Source organism: Cronobacter malonaticus LMG 23826 (genome assembly GCF_001277215.2).
In the GTDB taxonomy this organism is placed as follows: Bacteria; Pseudomonadota; Gammaproteobacteria; order Enterobacterales; family Enterobacteriaceae; genus Cronobacter; species Cronobacter malonaticus.
Genome location: NZ_CP013940.1, coordinates 3,426,090 through 3,443,486 on the forward strand (window position 1 = coordinate 3,426,090; position 17,397 = coordinate 3,443,486).

General features: G+C 57.8%; 15 protein-coding genes. 8 read left to right on the top strand and 7 right to left on the bottom strand.

What is annotated here, in order from left to right:
* The gene (gene rluA, locus AFK66_RS16090; RefSeq protein ID WP_007782616.1) at nucleotides 1–657 is read left to right on the top strand and encodes a bifunctional tRNA pseudouridine(32) synthase/23S rRNA pseudouridine(746) synthase RluA; all 657 of its coding nucleotides are present in this window, start codon (nucleotides 1–3) and stop codon (nucleotides 655–657) included.
* Nucleotides 658–741: 84 nt separating this feature from the next.
* Here the strand turns inward: rluA and djlA are convergent, their stop codons facing one another.
* Entirely contained in the window at nucleotides 742–1,554 is an 813-nt protein-coding gene (djlA, locus tag AFK66_RS16095; RefSeq protein ID WP_032967839.1) for a co-chaperone DjlA, read from the bottom strand.
* Nucleotides 1,555–1,737: 183 nt separating this feature from the next.
* Here djlA and lptD point away from each other — a divergent pair, with 183 nt between their 5' ends.
* From lptD to apaH, 6 genes are read left to right on the top strand one after another with little or no spacing between them, the layout of a single operon-like run.
* Nucleotides 1,738–4,101 carry an LPS assembly protein LptD gene (lptD, locus tag AFK66_RS16100; RefSeq protein WP_023899451.1) on the top strand — a complete coding sequence of 788 codons (2,364 nt, stop codon included), beginning with the start codon at nucleotides 1,738–1,740 and terminating at the stop codon, nucleotides 4,099–4,101.
* A gap of 53 nt (nucleotides 4,102–4,154) precedes the next feature.
* A complete protein-coding gene (gene surA, locus AFK66_RS16105; protein ID WP_007782601.1) occupies nucleotides 4,155–5,441 on the top strand; it encodes a peptidylprolyl isomerase SurA in 1,287 nt (428 codons plus the stop codon).
* Nucleotides 5,441–6,436, top strand: a complete 996-nt coding sequence (pdxA, locus tag AFK66_RS16110) for a 4-hydroxythreonine-4-phosphate dehydrogenase PdxA (protein ID WP_023899452.1) — start codon at nucleotides 5,441–5,443, stop codon at nucleotides 6,434–6,436. The genes surA and pdxA overlap by 1 nt, the downstream gene beginning before the upstream one ends.
* Nucleotides 6,433–7,254 (top strand): 16S rRNA (adenine(1518)-N(6)/adenine(1519)-N(6))-dimethyltransferase RsmA, encoded by an 822-nt coding sequence (gene rsmA / locus AFK66_RS16115; protein WP_007782596.1) that lies wholly within the window; start codon nucleotides 6,433–6,435, stop codon nucleotides 7,252–7,254. Before pdxA ends, rsmA begins: the two co-directional genes overlap by 4 nt.
* A gap of 2 nt (nucleotides 7,255–7,256) precedes the next feature.
* On the top strand, nucleotides 7,257–7,634 hold the full coding sequence (apaG, locus tag AFK66_RS16120; protein ID WP_004385583.1) for a Co2+/Mg2+ efflux protein ApaG: 378 nt from the start codon (nucleotides 7,257–7,259) through the stop codon (nucleotides 7,632–7,634).
* A 4-nt stretch (nucleotides 7,635–7,638) separates the two neighbouring features.
* The gene (gene apaH / locus AFK66_RS16125) at nucleotides 7,639–8,490 is read left to right on the top strand and encodes a bis(5'-nucleosyl)-tetraphosphatase (symmetrical) ApaH (protein ID WP_007782592.1); all 852 of its coding nucleotides are present in this window, start codon (nucleotides 7,639–7,641) and stop codon (nucleotides 8,488–8,490) included.
* A gap of 271 nt (nucleotides 8,491–8,761) precedes the next feature.
* Here apaH and folA read toward each other — a convergent pair whose 3' ends face one another.
* Nucleotides 8,762–9,241 (bottom strand): type 3 dihydrofolate reductase, encoded by a 480-nt coding sequence (folA, locus tag AFK66_RS16130; RefSeq protein WP_004386239.1) that lies wholly within the window; start codon nucleotides 9,239–9,241, stop codon nucleotides 8,762–8,764.
* A 265-nt stretch (nucleotides 9,242–9,506) separates the two neighbouring features.
* On the opposite strand from folA, the gene AFK66_RS16135 reads away from it, so the two are divergent.
* Nucleotides 9,507–10,121: a LysE family transporter gene (locus AFK66_RS16135; protein WP_004386240.1), complete on the top strand. Its 615-nt coding sequence runs from the start codon at nucleotides 9,507–9,509 to the stop codon at nucleotides 10,119–10,121.
* A gap of 51 nt (nucleotides 10,122–10,172) precedes the next feature.
* Here the strand turns inward: AFK66_RS16135 and kefC are convergent, their stop codons facing one another.
* From kefC to carB, 5 genes are all read right to left on the bottom strand, one after another.
* Entirely contained in the window at nucleotides 10,173–12,035 is a 1,863-nt protein-coding gene (gene kefC, locus AFK66_RS16140) for a glutathione-regulated potassium-efflux system protein KefC (RefSeq protein WP_032982956.1), read from the bottom strand.
* Nucleotides 12,028–12,558: a glutathione-regulated potassium-efflux system oxidoreductase KefF gene (kefF, locus tag AFK66_RS16145; protein WP_007782420.1), complete on the bottom strand. Its 531-nt coding sequence runs from the start codon at nucleotides 12,556–12,558 to the stop codon at nucleotides 12,028–12,030. Before kefF ends, kefC begins: the two co-directional genes overlap by 8 nt.
* A gap of 209 nt (nucleotides 12,559–12,767) precedes the next feature.
* Entirely contained in the window at nucleotides 12,768–13,001 is a 234-nt protein-coding gene (locus AFK66_RS16150; RefSeq protein WP_007701022.1) for a YgdI/YgdR family lipoprotein, read from the bottom strand.
* 132 nt (nucleotides 13,002–13,133) lie between these two features.
* A complete protein-coding gene (locus tag AFK66_RS16155) occupies nucleotides 13,134–13,997 on the bottom strand; it encodes a hypothetical protein (RefSeq protein WP_007782417.1) in 864 nt (287 codons plus the stop codon).
* A 159-nt stretch (nucleotides 13,998–14,156) separates the two neighbouring features.
* Entirely contained in the window at nucleotides 14,157–17,381 is a 3,225-nt protein-coding gene (carB, locus tag AFK66_RS16160) for a carbamoyl-phosphate synthase large subunit (protein WP_023899454.1), read from the bottom strand.
* Nucleotides 17,382–17,397: the final 16 nt, after the last annotated feature.

The following is a 17,397-nucleotide window of genomic DNA, read 5'->3' on the forward strand; positions in this document are numbered from 1 at the left end:
ATGCTGGATGCCTACAACCCGCCGCAAGACCCGTGGCTGCTCATTCTTTATCAGGATGAGCATATTATGGTGGTCAATAAACCCAGCGGCCTGCTTTCTGTGCCCGGACGGCTTGAGGAGCACAAAGACAGCGTGATGACCCGCATTCAGCGCGATTTCCCGAAGGCGGAGTCGGTACACCGGCTGGATATGGCCACCAGCGGGGTGATTGCGGTGGCGCTTACCAAAGCCGCGGAGCGCGAGCTAAAAAGGCAGTTCCGCGAACGCGAGCCGAAGAAGCACTACGTGGCGCGCGTCTGGGGACACCCGGAGAAAGCGCAGGGGGTTGTGGATTTACCGCTGATTTGCGACTGGCCGAACCGGCCGAAGCAGAAGGTCTGCTATGAGACCGGTAAGGCGGCGCAAACCGAGTATGAGGTGCTGGAGTACGCGGACGATAATACCGCCCGCGTGTTGCTCAGGCCGATTACCGGGCGTTCACATCAGCTACGCGTACATATGATGGCGCTTGGGCATCCGATTCTGGGCGATAAGTTTTACGCCACACCCGAGGCGTTTGCCCGCGCGCCGCGTCTGCAGCTGCACGCCGAGCAGCTGACGATTACGCATCCGGCCTATGGCACGCCGATGACGTTCAGGGCACCCGCCGATTTCTGAGCCAGTCTCCGGTAACCCATACTTAGTCACCCATAAATGAAAAGAGACGCAGACGCGTCTCTTTTTTATTGGTCTCAGGCTGCTTTAACGAAACCCTTTCGCCGTCTTAATCATGTCGTAGGCTTTCTGGATCTCCTGCGCCTTTTGCTGCGCCATTTGCATCATCTGCGGCGGCAACCCTTTGGCGACCAGTTTGTCAGGATGATGCTCGCTCATCAGCTTACGGTACGCACGTTTGATGGTCGTGGCGTCATCGGTGGTTTTCACACCCAGCACGTTGCAGGCGTCTTCCAGCGTCGGCCCGCGCGGCGCCTGCTGCGCATCGCCGTTGTGCCAGGATTGCTGACCGGAGCCAAACTGCGCGCCGCCCTGCATCATGCGCAGGAACTGATCGAACTGCATACGGGAAATGCCCAGCTCTTCGCCAATGACATACAGCACGTCGCGCTCTTTCGGGTGCAGCGAGCCGTCCGCAAAGGCGGTCTGGATCTGAATTTCCAGAAACATCCGAATCAGATCAAAACGGCCAAAGCAGACGCTGCGCAGCTGGCGCATTTTATCGCGCAGCGGATAGCCATTCTCCTTGCCCACGCGAAACGCGTTGCGGGCCGCGTCTCTCGACGCGCCGTGCAGGTTCATGCGATCCATAAACTGCGTCGCCACCTGAATATCGGCTTCGGTGACACGACCTTTCGATTTGGTCAGGTGTCCCATCACCTCAAACGTAGTAGCGAAGAAGAGCGACTGACGTTCCTGCTGGCTGGTGAACCAGACGGTACGGCGGCTGCGCGCTTTGTCTATCATATGGCCTATCACCAGGCCCAAGATGACGCCCCAGACTCCACCGCCGACCAGCAGCCCGGTGAGCCCTCCAACCAGTTTTCCCCAATACTGCATATACTCCCCAAATGGTCATGCCGTCAGCCAGAAATTCCTTTATCATACCTGCCATTCAAAGCGGTGCCTAACCGGCAGGCAGAAAAGCAGACAGGATAACACTGGCGCTGTAGTGATGAGTAAGTTAGTCTCTGACCGTTTGCCGACGCGAAGCCATTGATGATGGAACCACGAATAACTCGTATGAAAAAACGTATTCCCACCTTGCTGGCCACCATGATTGGCACAGCCCTCTACAGCCAACAAGGCATGGCTGCCGATCTTGCTTCTCAGTGTAAGCTTGGCATACCCACCTATAATCGTCCTCTGGTGCAGGGCGAACCTAACCAGTTGCCGGTAACGATTAACGCCGATCACGCTAAAGGTAACTACCCCGACAACGCGGTATTTACTGGTAATGTTGATATTCAGCAAGGTAATGGTCGCCTGCAGGCCGATGAAGTACAGCTTCATCAAAAGCAGGTGGAAGGCCAGCCAACGCCTGTGCGCACGGTCGATGCCCTGGGTAATGTGCACTATGACGACAATCAGGTCATCCTGAAAGGTCCTAAAGCGTGGGCGAATTTAAATACTAAAGATACGAACGTCTGGGAAGGCGATTACCAGATGGTAGGACGTCAGGGCCGCGGCAAAGCGGATCTGATGAAACAGCGCGGTGAAAACCGCTACACCATTCTGGAAAACGGCTCCTTTACTTCGTGTCTGCCCGGTTCCGATACCTGGAGCGTGGTCGGTAGTGAAGTTATCCACGACCGCGAGGAGCAGGTCGCCGAAATCTGGAACGCCCGCTTTAAGCTCGGCCCGGTGCCGGTGTTCTACAGCCCCTATTTGCAGCTGCCGGTCGGCGATAAACGCCGCTCGGGTTTCCTGATCCCGAACGCGCAATACAGTAAGAGCAACTATTTCGAGTTTTCGTTGCCGTATTACTGGAACATCGCCCCGAACTTCGACGCCACCATTACGCCGCACTATATGCATAAGCGCGGCAACGTACAGTGGCAGAACGAATTCCGCTACCTGACACAGGCGGGTACGGGCCTGATGGAGTTCGACTATCTGCCGTCGGATAACGTCTATCAGGATGAGCATCCGGACATGGATTCTAAGCACCGCTGGCTGTTCTACTGGCAGCATGGCGGCGTGATGGATCAGGTGTGGCGCTTTAACGTTAACTACACCAAAGTCAGCGACACCAATTACTTTAACGATTTCGATTCCAAATACGGTTCGAGCACCGACGGCTACGCGACGCAGTTTTTCAGCGTCGGTTATGCGGTTCAGGACTTCGACGCGACGCTTTCCGCGCGCCAGTTCCAGGTATTTGATGCTAATCGGGGCAGCTCTTACCGCGCCGAGCCGCAGCTTGACGTCAATTTCTACCAGAACGACGTCGGGCCGTTCGACACGCGTCTCTACGCTCAGGCGGTACACTTTACCAACGTGAACGAAAACCTGCCGGAAGCGACGCGTCTGCATCTGGAGCCGACCATCAACCTGCCGATGTCTAACGACTGGGGCAGCCTGAATGCCGAGGCAAAACTGCTGGCGACCCACTATCAGCAGGACAATCTCGATCGTTACCGCACGTATCGCGGCGGCAATAACGAGGCGGCCAACAATCTGGAAGACTCAGTTAACCGCGTCCTGCCGCAGTTTAAGCTCGACGGGAAAATGGTCTTCGAGCGCGACGCGAATCTCATCGGCGACGGCTTTACCCAGACGCTGGAGCCGCGCGCGCAGTACCTCTACGTGCCGTATCGCGATCAGAGCAACATTAATAACTACGACTCCTCGCTGCTGCAGTCTGACTACTCCGGCCTGTTCCGCGACCGCACCTACGGCGGCCTTGACCGTATCGCCTCCGCAAACCAGGTCACGACCGGCGTCACGTCACGTATTTATGATGACGCCTCCGTTGAACGTTTTAACGTTTCTGTAGGTCAAATCTACTACTTCACCCAGTCCCGTACCGGCGATGACGATATCAACTGGGAGAAGAACAAAGATACGGGGTCGATGGTCTGGGCCGGCGATACCTACTGGCGCATCAGCGATCGCTGGGGCCTGCGCGGCGGCGTGCAGTATGACGCCCGCCTGGCTGCCGTTGCCACCGGCAATGGCGTCCTCGAATATCGTCGCGACGAAGATCGCGTGGTACAGCTGAACTACCGTTACGCAAGTCCGGAGTATATCCAGGCGACACTGCCTTCCTATTCAACGGCGGAGCAGTATAAAGACGGTATTAATCAGGTGGGCATGACGGCGAGCTGGCCGATTGTGGATCGCTGGTCGGTGGTTGGCGCGTATTACTACGACACTAACGCCAACGAAGCGGCCGATCAGATGCTCGGCGTGCAATATAACTCCTGCTGTTATGCCATCCGCGTCGGTTATGAGCGGAAACTCAACGGCTGGGATATTGATAAGAGCAAATATGATGAGGTCATTGGCTTCAACATTGAGCTGCGCGGCCTGAGTTCCAACTACGGCCTCGGCACGCAGCAGATGCTGCGCTCGAATATTCTGCCGTATCAGCGCTCCATGTAATGCTCAGATTTTGAAACATCCTCCGCTTTGCGGTTAAACGAAATGGAAAAGGTATGAAGAACTGGAAAACGCTGCTTCTCGGTATCACCCTGGTGGTGAATACCAGCTTCGCTGCTCCGCAGGTTGTCGATAAAGTTGCAGCCGTCGTGAACAACGGCGTGGTACTGGAAAGTGACGTTGATGGCCTCATGCAGTCGGTAAAGCTTAACGCGAACCAGGCAGGCCAGCAGCTCCCGGATGACAGCACGCTGCGTCATCAGATTCTGGAACGTCTGATCATGGATCAGATTATGTTGCAGATGGGCCAGAAAATGGGCATAAAAATCAGCGACGACCAGCTCGATCAGGCCATCGCTAACATCGCCAAACAAAACAATATGACGCTCGATCAGATGCGTAGCCGTCTGGCTTATGATGGCCTGAACTACAACACCTATCGCGCCCAGATCCGCAAAGAGATGATTATCTCTGAAGTGCGTAATAGCGAAGTGCGCCGTCGCGTCACTATCCTGCCGCAGGAAGTGGAAACGCTGGCCGAGCAGGTTGGCAATCAGAACGACGCCAGCACCGAGCTGAACCTGAGCCACATCCTGATCCCGCTGCCGGAAAACCCGACCGCCGATCAGGTGAGCGAAGCCGAAGCCCAGGCGCGTTCGATTATCGATCAGGCGCGTAACGGCGGTGATTTCGGCAAGCTTGCGATTACCTATTCCGCAGACCAGCAGGCGCTGAAAGGCGGCCAGATGGGCTGGGGCCGTATTCAGGAGCTGCCTTCTGTATTTGCCCAGGCGCTGAGCACCGCGAAGAAAGGCGACGTGATTGGCCCGATTCGTTCAGGCGTTGGCTTCCACATCATTAAAGTGAACGATCTGCGCGGCCAGTCTCAGACAGTGTCGGTCACTGAAGTGCATGCGCGTCACATTCTGCTGAAGCCGTCGCCGATCATGACCGATCAGCAGGCGCGTCAGAAACTTGAAGAGATCGCCGCTGATATCAAGAGTGGTAAAACCACGTTTGCTCAGGCCGCGCGTGAATTCTCTCAGGATCCGGGTTCTGCTAACCAGGGCGGGGATCTCGGCTGGGCGGCAGCGGACGTTTACGATCCGGCTTTCCGCGATGCGCTGATGAACCTCAGCAAAGGCCAAATGAGTACGCCGGTACACTCTTCTTTCGGCTGGCATCTGATCGAACTGCTGGATACCCGCAAGTCTGACCGCACCGACGCGGCGCAGAAAGATCGCGCCTACCGTATGCTGTTCAACCGCAAATTCTCCGAAGAAGCGGCGACCTGGATGCAGGAACAACGCGCCAGCGCCTACGTGAAAATTCTGAGCAACTGATGGTAAAAACCCCTCGCGTGGTCATTACGCCCGGCGAACCCGCCGGGATTGGCCCCGACCTGGTTGTCGCGCTGGCCCAGAATAGCTGGCCTGCACAACTGGTCGTCTGCGCCGACCCGTCGCTACTCACCGAGCGGGCGGTGCAGCTCGGTTTACCACTCACGCTGTTGCCTTTCTCGTCTGATAAACCTGCCGCCCCTCAGGCGGCAGGTACGCTAACACTTCTGCCCGTTACGCTAAAAGCGCCTGTCGTGCCCGGTACGCTGGATGCGGCGAACGGCAGTTACGTGGTGGAAACCCTGGCGCGCGCCTGTGATGGTTGCCTTAGCGGCGAATTCGACGCGCTGGTCACAGGCCCGGTGCACAAAGGGATTATCAACGACGCAGGCATTCCGTTTACCGGCCATACCGAGTTCTTTGAAGCGCGCAGTCATAGCGAAAAAGTCGTGATGATGCTCGCCACCGAAGCGCTGCGCGTCGCCCTGGTGACCACGCATCTGCCGCTGAAAGCGGTGGCGGACGCCATTACGCCGGATCTCCTGCGCCATATCCTCACGACGCTGCACCACGACCTGCAAAGCAAATTCGGTATCGCGAACCCGCATGTGCTGGTCTGCGGCCTGAACCCGCACGCGGGCGAAGGCGGTCATATGGGCACCGAAGAGATCGATACGATTATCCCGGTGCTGGAAGAGATGCGCGCGAAAGGGATGCGTCTCACCGGCCCGCTGCCCGCCGATACCCTTTTCCAGCCCAAATACCTCGAAAACGCCGATGCGGTGCTGGCGATGTACCACGATCAGGGCCTGCCCGTGCTAAAATACCAGGGATTTGGCCGCGCGGTGAACATTACGCTCGGCTTGCCCTTTATCCGCACGTCGGTCGATCACGGCACCGCGCTGGAGCTGGCAGGTTCCGGAAACGCCAGCGTCGGCAGTTTTATTACGGCGCTTAATCTCGCCATCAGCATGATTGTGAACAGTAAGAATCAATGAATAATCGAGTCCATCAGGGCCATTTAGCCCGCAAACGCTTCGGGCAAAACTTTCTTAACGATCAGTTCGTTATAGACAGCATCGTCTCTGCTATCAACCCACAAAAAGGCCAGGCGATGGTAGAAATCGGCCCGGGCCTTGCCGCGTTAACCGAGCCGGTGGGCGAACGCCTTGACCAGCTCACCGTTATCGAGCTGGACCGCGATCTCGCGGCGCGCCTGCAAACGCATCCGTTCCTTGGCCCGAAGCTGACCATTTATCAGCAGGACGCCATGACCATGGATTTCGGCGAACTGTCGCAGAAGATGGGCCAGCCGCTGCGCGTGTTCGGTAACCTGCCGTACAACATCTCGACCCCACTGATGTTCCACCTCTTTAGCTATACTGATGCGATTGCCGACATGCACTTTATGCTGCAAAAAGAGGTGGTCAACCGTCTGGTGGCGGGGCCGAACAGCAAGGCGTACGGTCGCTTAAGCGTGATGGCGCAATACTTCTGCCAGGTTATTCCTGTGCTTGAAGTGCCGCCGACCGCCTTTACGCCGCCGCCTAAAGTGGATTCCGCCGTAGTGCGCCTTGTGCCGCACGCCACGCCGCCGCATCCGGTGAAAGAGCTGCGTCTGTTAAGCCGCCTCACCACCGAAGCGTTTAACCAGCGTCGTAAAACGATTCGCAACAGCCTCGGCAATGTGTTCAGCCCTGAGATTCTGACATCGCTCGGCATCGACCCGGCTATGCGCGCCGAGAATATTTCTGTTGCGCAGTATTGCCAGATGGCGAATTATTTAGCAGATAATCCGCCCTCGAAGGAGAGCTAAACATGGCTGATTCACCCCGCGTTTGCGTACAGGTACAAAGCGTTTATATCGAAGCCCAGTCTTCACCGGAGGATGAGCGTTTCGTTTTTGCCTATACCGTCACCGTCCGCAATCTGGGGCGAACGCCTGTTCAGTTGCTGGGCCGCTACTGGCTTATCACCAACGGCAACGGTAAAGAGACCGAAGTCCAGGGTGAAGGCGTGGTAGGGGTTCAGCCCCACATCCAGCCCGGCGGCGAATACCAGTACACCAGCGGCGCGGTCATTGAAACGCCGTTCGGCACGATGCAGGGCCACTATGAGATGGTGGACGATCAGGGCAACGGTTTTCACCTTGATATCCCGGTTTTCCGCCTCGCCGTTCCCACACTGATCCATTAATACCATGTCTACATATCTGATTGGCGACGTTCATGGTTGCTACGATGAACTTGTCGCGCTGTTACAGCAGGTCGAATTTACACCAGGCCAGGATACGCTCTGGCTGACCGGCGATCTGGTGGCCCGCGGCCCCGGCTCGCTGGAAGTGCTGCGCTACGTGCGTTCGCTCGGCGATTCCGTTCGCATGGTGCTGGGCAATCACGATCTGCATCTGCTGGCGGTTTTCGCGGGCATCAGCCGCAATAAACCGAAAGACCGGGTGACGCCGCTGCTCGAAGCGCCGGACGCCGACGAGCTTATCAACTGGCTGCGCCGCCAGCCGCTGTTGCAGGTGGATGAAGAGAAAAAGCTGGTGATGGCCCACGCGGGTATTACGCCGCAGTGGGATCTCGCTACCGCTCAGGCGTGCGCGCGCGATGTCGAGGCGGTACTGGCGAGCGACAGCTATCCGCTGTTCCTCGACGCGATGTACGGTGATATGCCGAACAACTGGTCGCCGGAGCTAACCGGCCTTGCGCGCCTGCGCTTTATCTCGAACGCTTTTACCCGGATGCGCTATTGCTTCCCGAACGGCCAGCTCGATATGTATTGCAAAGAAAGCCCGGAAAACGCGCCCGCGCCGCTGAAACCGTGGTTCGCCATTCCGGGGCCGGTGGCGCAGGAGTACGCCATCGTCTTCGGCCACTGGGCGTCGCTGGAAGGTAAAGGCACGCCGGAGAATATCTACGGCCTGGATACCGGCTGCTGCTGGGGCGGCACGCTGACCTGCCTGCGCTGGGAAGATAAAGCAGTGTTTACGCAGCACTCTAACCGTCAGACCGACAGCGACGACGACAAAGCCGCGATCGCATCCTGATTGTTTTTCTGTAAAAGGTGGATGCGCTCCGCTTATCCACCCTACCTTTTCTCACCACTATCCCCGTAGGGCGGGTAAGCAGCGCGCACCCGCCATATAAAAGGTGGATGCGCTTCGCTTATCCACCCTACCTTTCATCATCACCATCCCCGTAGGGCGGGTAAGCGAAGCGCACCCGCCGTAAACCGCACCCGCCGTCGCAGCCCCATAAAAAAAGCGGACGCGCTATGCGCATCCGCTTTTTCAACATCACCGTCAACCCAGACGCGGCTTAACGGCGCTCAAGAATCTCGAAACAATAGCTGTGTGAGTTCTTCTCATCGGCGTCATGGAATTCGCTGAACACCGACTGCCACTCGTCCGGCTCGTAATCCGGAAAATGGGTGTCGCCTTCCACTTCCGCATCGATATGGGTGAGATAAAGACGCTGCGCGCGCGGCAGGAACTGCTCGTAAACGCGCCCACCGCCAATCACCATTACCTCTTCGGCATCGCCGCAGGCCTGTAACGCTTCCTCAACAGAGCGCACCCAGACCACACGGTCATCGTCGCCCGGACGGCTGCTGAGCACGATATTTTTCCGGCCCGGCAGCGGGCGACCGATCGATTCCCAGGTCAGGCGACCCATGATAACCGGTTTGTTAAGCGTGTTACGTTTAAACCAGGCGAGATCGGCAGGGAGGTCCCACGGCATGGCGTTTTCCATACCAATCACGCGATCCACCGCTAAAGCCGCAATCAGACTGATCATTGATAATTTCCCAGGTGTAAAAAATTGCCGCCACTATACGGAAAGCGCAATCTTTAGTCGACTGGCGACCGGAACCAGGCAGAGAATTTTTTTTGTTCTGCTGTGCAGGGCACGATGCAGCGTTTTTCGCCGCGGTGGTATACCTATGAAACTAAAAGCGTTTCGATTTTACACCCGCGTAAAGCCGCTGTGTCGCCAGAAGGCGCCAGATGTCAAAATGTACTGAATGCTTTATAGTGCGCGCTTGCTGATGTGAGGATTGACCATGCTGGAAACCACACTTTTTGTTGCCACCATTGCGGCGCTGGGCATGCTGTCGCCGGGCCCCGATTTCTTTCTGGTTATCAAAAACGCCGCGCGCTATCCACGCAGCGCCGCGATGATGACGGCCGCGGGCGTCATCGCAGGCGTTGTGACGCATATGACCTACTGCGTGGCGGGCATCGCGGTGGTCATCACCACCACGCCCTGGCTTTTCGGCGCGCTGAAATATGTCGGCGCGGCTTATCTGGTCTGGCTTGGCGTGAATGCGCTGCTGGCGCGCGGCACCACCAGCCTGGCGCTCGATGGCGTGGCGCAGGAGAGTACTTCGCTGAAAAAAGCGTTTATTCAGGGCTACCTCTGTAACCTGCTAAACCCTAAAGCCACGCTGTTCTTCCTGGCGATGTTCACCCAGGTGCTGAATGTAAATTCCGGCCTGATGGAAAAACTCTGGTACGCGGGCATTATCGTCGCGCTGACGCTGGTCTGGTGGCCGCTGCTGGTCTTGTTGATTCAGAGCCAGCCGGTGCGCCGTGGCCTGACCAAAGCGCAAAAGGTCATCGACAAACTGCTGGGCGGCATGCTGCTGGCGCTCGGCATTAAAGTAGCGCTGAGCTAAAACCGCGCCCTGCTTTCACGCAAAAGAAAACGCCCCGACAGGGGCGTTTTTTTATGGCTGCGGTTTCACTTCCGGCTCGTCGGCGTCGTCGCCGGTGTGTTTGCCTTCCTGTGTCCCCTGCCAGCCGTGGCGCTGAATCAACGACAAGTGCGCGCGGTCTTCGCTGATGATTTCCGTCAGCATTGCGCTGGTGCGCTTAAAGGTGGCGGCGCGCGCCGACGTGTCGTTATCGCCTTCGGCCATTTCATCCACCATCTGCTGGTTGTAGCAGCGGAACAGATCGGCGCGCTCGCGCGCTTCGTAACTGCCGATGCCCAGCTCTTCCAGCGCCATGCGCCCTACCCGCAGCGCGCCTTCGAACGTTTCACGCTCCGGCTGCGCGACACCCGCCTGACGCAGGCGAATATAATGATCGACATCGCGGGCGCGGGCGATAATCCGCACCTGCGGGAAGTGCGTCTGCACCAGCTCCGTCAGTTGCAGATTCGCCTGCGGATCGTCAATGGCGTTAATCAGCACTTCAGCTTTCGCCACGCCCGCCGATTCCAGCAAGTCGACGCGGGTCGCGTCGCCATAAAACACCTTCATGCCGAATTTACGCAGCGTCTCAATATGGTCCGGGTCGTGATCGAGAACCACCATCTTCACGCCGCTGGAGAGCAGCAAACGACCGGCTATCTGACCAAATCGCCCGAAGCCCGCGATGATCACCCGCGGCTGCTCCTCATCAATCTCATCAGCTTCACGCGCCTGCTGCTGGCCCGCTTTCTCAAGCCGGGTTAACAGCACCAGCAGCAGCGGCGTCGCGGCCATAGAGAGCGCCACCGCGAGCGTCAGCGCCTTCGCCCATTCTGCATCCAGCACCTCTGCGCTGCGCGCCGCGCCGAAAATCACGAACGCGAACTCACTTCCCTGCCCTAACAACACCGCAAACCAGCGCCGCTGACGCCCGGGCACCTTCAGCGGTTTCGCGACAAGCCATAGCGTGACGGTTTTGATAAGCAGAAAGCCGAACAGGAGCGTAAGCACGCGCAGCGGATGCGCCACCAGCGTGCCGAAATCAATCGACATCCCGACGCCGATAAAAAATAACCCCAGCAGCAGCCCTTTGAACGGCTCGATATCGCTCTCCAGCGCATGGCGGTACTCCGAGCTTGCCAGCAAGACGCCCGCGAGAAACGCCCCCATCGCCATCGACAGCCCGGCCTCTTCCAGCAGCAGCCCGAAGCCGAACACCAGAAACAGCGCCACGGCGCTGAACACCTCGCGAAGCCCGGAGCGCGCCACAAAGCGCAGCGCCGGTCGCGCGACAAAACGCCCGAGCAGCACCACCAGCGCCAGCGCGCCGACCACTTTCAGCGCCGAGAGGAGAAACGCGCTGGCGGTCGTCGCCTCGCCGCTCGCGGCCAGCAGTGGGATCATCGCCACCAGCGGGATCGCGGCGATATCCTGGAACAACAACACAGCAAAGGCGCTGCGCCCCATTTGCGACGCCGTCAGGTTACGCTCGTTCATCGCCTGCATGGCGATGGCCGTTGAAGAGAGCGCGAGCGTCAGGCCAATCAGCAGCGCCACCTGCCAGCGCAGCCCGAGCGCCACGCAAAAGCCGCCGAGCAGCAAGCCGCACGCGCCCATCTGCAACGCGCCGCCGCCAAAGACCGAGGCGCGCAGCTTCCACAGGCGCTGCGGATCAAGCTCAAGCCCGATGACAAACAGCATCAGCACCACGCCGATTTCCGCGAAATGCAGAATCGCCTGCGCGTCCGTCACCAGCCGCAACCCCCACGGGCCAATCAGCCCTCCGGCAATCAGATACCCCAGCACCGAGCCAAGTCCGAGGCGCACCGCGACGGGCACAATCAGCGCGGCCGACCCGAGGTAGATCAGCGCCTGTATCAACGTATGACTATCCATGATGGCGCTCCTGCCAGTCGGTTAAGCGTTTCAGGTATTCCCGCGCTTTGCCTTCGAGCGTTTCGTCGTCGCAGACAAAGGTGCGGTGCATCGCATAGGGCGCCAGCCAGTTCAGGCCGCAATAGAGCGCGGTGGCCTGTAACGGCTGCGCGAGCACGTCGAAGCCAGGATGGTCACCAAGATCAAAATGGTGTTTATCGCCGCCGGTCGTCACGGCCCACAGCACGCTTTTGCCCCTGAGCGCCGTTCCGCCTTTGCCATAGGCCCAGCCGTGCGACAACACTTTGTCTATCCAGAGTTTGAAAAGCGGCGGCACGCTGTACCACTGCATCGGATGCTGCCAGACGATGAGATCGGCGCGCGCCAGCGCCTCCTGCTCGGCGGGCACGTTGATGTTGAAATCGGGATAGAGCTGATAAAGCGAGCGCACCTCGATATCGTCCAGCCCCTGCACATGCTCCAGCATCCGCCGGTTGGCATGGGAGTGATGCGGATAGGGGTGCGCATAAATAATTAAAATCATAACCTTGCCTGTGTCCTGCCCACCGTGGGAATGCAATGAGTGTAGCCAGTTAACGGGCGCGCTTACAGGGACAATCCGCAGGGGTATTGGGCAGGGATGAAACAGAAAGGGTTTGCTGCGGTTTACCGGCGGGCATAAAGCGTTTTGCGGTAAAAAAAACGGATGCATCAGCATCCGTTTTTTCAGGCGTGAGGATAAAAACGCGGTAATTAGTTATCCAGCTCGCTCATGGATTTTACCTGGTCGCGGTTAATCTGCTCGGTCTGTCCGGTCTGGGCGTTTTTATAAGAGACCAGCCCGGTATCGCTGTCGACTTCCGGCTTACCGTCGGTGACCACGGTTTTACCATCGGTCGTCTTAACGGCCTGGTTGGATGAACAGCCCGCCACGGTAAACAGCGTAGCGGCAGCAAAAATGGACGTAATCAGTAGTTTCGATCGCATGGTGTTCTCCCCTGCTTTCAGTGTGTTTTAATGACTTACTTTATTATTTTAGATTAACTTACTGATAACAGATGGAAATACAGACGGTTCTGAGGCCGGGCATCCTGAATGCCGATGCCCGGCGGTCAGAGATTACTGCTTCAGCTCCAGAATGGAGCTCATCATGGTGTGATTAAGGTTGGTCATAATTTCATAATAACGGGTCAACTCTTCACCGCCCGCTTTAGGGTTACGCCATTTCTCGCGGTTCTGTTTATCGAACGCTTTGAGCAGATCTTTTTGGTCACCTGCCGATTCGGCATGAATAAAGTCATTATAAATTTTGGTGGCTTCATTCAGGTTTTGCTGGAGTTCAGGCGAAGTAAACTGCGCGGTGATTTCAGGCGGCTGATAACGCGACTCCGTGATACGCATGTTTTCAGTGTATTCCACGGAGGGCGAAAACTGATTGTTGTAATAATCCTTAAACTCTTCGAGACGGAAAAGTTTGGTTTTGTAGTTATCCGCAGACGTCGATGACATCGACTCCGGGAAAGGCTCTGTCGGGTTCAGCTCCCACTCTTTCGTAAAATTATCGATAAACAGCCCGCTGCCCATATCTTCAAACGGGCCGGTCACGGTCTGCCCGTCAATGGTCAGAGTGTGAACATCGCCGTTTTCACTGGACGGTGTTACGCCTTCCGCCAGATATTTTTGTATCACGTAGATGTAACGGGTACGGGTCGGGTTGATAAGACCGCTCACGCCCGAGCGAGGCATCGCGCTAAAGACGCTGAATTTCACCTTGTCGCCATTCTCAAGCGTCAGCGTATGCTGGCCCGCGTCCAGTTTAATCGTTTGTGATTTTTCTGCCGGAACGGTGATTTTTTGATCGTCTACCGAAATGGCGAGCGGTTTCCCGGTCGGGTTATCAATAAGGAACTCTTTGCTGTCACTACCGCCAAAGCAGGCGGTTAATGCCAGACAGGTACCCAGAAGCAGGACTTTTTTTAACACGTGTTTCTCCTTAAACGTGAACCGGGAATTCGGCAAACGAGACAGCCTGAAGGGTAACGGATGGCCGCGCAGGAGTGAAAAACTAATTGGCTATTAAATTTAGGGGGGCGCCAGTAAAAAAAGCCAGCTTACGCTGGCTTTTGTGGGGTTCACGACGTCTTACTTCGTGATTTGCGCATGCATCTCCTGAACGGACGTCACTTTTTCGGTGGCGTCGGCGTTCAGCGCCATCGCGGTGGCGAAGCCGCCGTTCAGCGTGGTGTCGTAATGCACTTTGTATTGCAGCGCGCTGCGGCGAATCAGCTTGGAGTCTTCAATCGCCTGGCGGCCTGCGGTGGTGTTGATGATGTAGGTGTATTCGCCATTCTTGATGCGATCCTGAATGTGCGGACGACCTTCATGCACCTTGTTCACCAGACGCGGGTTGATGCCCGCCTCGCCCAGCACAATCGCGGTGCCGTGGGTGGCATCCAGCTCGAAGCCGAATTTCAGCAGCTTGGCGGCGAGATCCACCACGCGCTCTTTATCGCCTTCACGCACCGAGAGCAGCGCGCGGCCCTGTTTCTTCATGGTGGAGTTGCTGCCAAGCTGCGCTTTGGCGAACGCCTCCGCGAAGGTGCGGCCCACGCCCATCACTTCGCCGGTGGAGCGCATTTCCGGCCCCAGCAGCGGGTCGACGCCTGGGAATTTGTTGAACGGCAGCACCACTTCTTTCACCGAGTAGTACGGCGGGATGATCTCTTTGGTCACGCCCTGCTCGCTCAGCGTTTTGCCCGCCATGACGCGCGCCGCCACTTTCGCCAGCGGCACGCCGGTGGCTTTGGAGACGAACGGCACGGTACGCGCGGCGCGCGGGTTCACTTCAATCAGATAGACTTCGTTATCTTTCACGGCGAACTGGACGTTCATCAGGCCGCGCACCTGGAGTTCAAAGGCCAGTTTTTGCACCTGCTGGCGCATCACGTCCTGAATCTCCTGGCTTAAGGTATACGCCGGCAGAGAGCACGCGGAGTCGCCGGAGTGTACGCCAGCCTGTTCGATGTGCTCCATGATGCCGCCAATCAGCACCATTTCGCCGTCGCAGATGGCGTCGACATCCACTTCCACCGCGTCATCCAGGAAGCGGTCCAGCAGCACCGGCGCGTCGTTGGAAACACTCACCGCCGTCTGGAAGTAACGACGCAGGTCGGCTTCGTCATAGACGATTTCCATCGCGCGGCCGCCCAGTACGTAAGACGGACGCACCACCAGCGGGTAGCCAATCTCTTTCGCCTTCTCAACAGCCTGTTCGATGGCCGTCACGGTGGCGTTCGCCGGTTGCTTGAGCTTCAGGCGATCCACCGCCTGCTGGAAGCGCTCACGGTCTTCCGCGCGGTCAATTGCGTCCGGGCTGGTGCCGATAACCGGCACGCCTGCCGCTTCCAGCGCGCGCGCCAGTTTCAGCGGGGTCTGACCGCCGTACTGCACGATAACGCCTTTCGGTTTTTCGATACGCACGATTTCCAGGACGTCTTCCAGCGTCACCGGCTCGAAGTAGAGACGGTCGGAGGTGTCGTAGTCGGTGGAGACCGTTTCCGGGTTACAGTTAACCATAATGGTCTCGTAACCGTCTTCACGCAGCGCGAGCGCGGCGTGGACGCAGCAGTAGTCAAACTCAATGCCCTGGCCGATACGGTTCGGCCCGCCGCCCAGCACCATGATTTTTTCGCGATCCTGGTTCGGGTTGGCTTCGCACTCTTCTTCATAGGTGGAGTACATATAGGCGGTATCGGTTGAGAACTCCGCCGCGCAGGTATCCACACGTTTGTAGACCGGGTGCAGGTTGTACTGCTCGCGAAGCTTACGGATTTCCGATTCGCTGACGCCCGCGAGTTTCGCGAGTCGCGCATCGGCGAAACCTTTACGCTTGAGCATACGCAGGAAATCGGCGCTGAGACCGTTAATGCCCTGCTCGGCCACCTGCTCTTCGAGGCGTACCAGCTCTTCAATCTGCACCAGGAACCAGCGGTCGATATTGGTCAGGTTAAACACGCCATCCACCGACAGACCGGCGCGGAAGGCATCGGCGATGTACCAGATACGCTCGGCGCCCGCGTCTTTCAGCTCGCGGCGAATTTTCGTCAGCGCTTCCGGATCGTCAAGGCTCACTTTCGGGTCAAAACCGGTCGCGCCCACTTCGAGGCCGCGCAGCGCTTTCTGCATCGACTCCTGCTGGGTGCGGCCAATCGCCATCACTTCGCCCACCGATTTCATTTGCGTGGTCAGGCGGTCGTTGGCACCAGCGAATTTCTCGAAGTTAAAGCGTGGGATTTTGGTAACTACATAGTCGATGGACGGCTCGAACGACGCCGGGGTACGGCCGCCGGTGATGTCGTTCATCAGCTCGTCCAGCGTATAGCCCACCGCCAGTTTCGCCGCCACTTTGGCAATCGGGAAGCCGGTCGCTTTGGAGGCCAGGGCCGAGGAGCGCGACACGCGCGGGTTCATTTCAATCACAATCAGACGGCCGTTTTTCGGGTTCACCGCAAACTGCACGTTGGAGCCGCCGGTTTCCACGCCGATTTCACGCAGTACCGCCATCGAGGCGTTACGCATGATTTGATACTCTTTATCCGTCAGCGTCTGGGCTGGCGCCACGGTGATGGAGTCGCCGGTGTGGATACCCATGGCGTCGAAGTTTTCAATCGAGCAGACGATGATGCAGTTGTCGTTTTTATCACGCACCACCTCCATCTCGTACTCTTTCCAGCCGATCAGCGATTCATCAATCAGCAGCTCTTTGGTCGGCGAGAGATCCAGGCCGCGGGCGCAAATCTCTTCGAACTCTTCGCGGTTGTACGCGATGCCGCCGCCGGTGCCGCCCATGGTGAACGACGGGCGAATAATGCACGGATAACCGACATCCGCCGCTACTGCCAGCGCTTCTTCCATATTGTGCGCGATGCCGGAGCGCGCGGTGTCGAGGCCAATTTTCTTCATCGCGACGTCAAAACGGCGACGGTCTTCGGCTTTATCAATCGCATCGGCGGTCGCGCCAATCATGGTCACGCCGAACTCTTCCAGCACGCCCTGACGCTCCAGCTCCAGCGCGCAGTTGAGCGCCGTCTGGCCGCCCATGGTCGGCAGTACCGCGTCCGGGCGCTCTTTTTCGATGATTTTACGCACCACTTCCCAGTGGATCGGCTCGATGTAGGTCGCATCGGCCATCTCCGGGTCGGTCATAATGGTCGCCGGGTTGGAGTTCACCAGAATGACGCGGTAGCCCTCTTCACGCAGCGCTTTACACGCCTGCGCACCGGAGTAGTCGAATTCACACGCCTGGCCGATGACAATCGGGCCCGCGCCAAGAATCAGGATGCTTTTAATATCTGTACGTTTTGGCATTGTTCTCTTTCTCCCG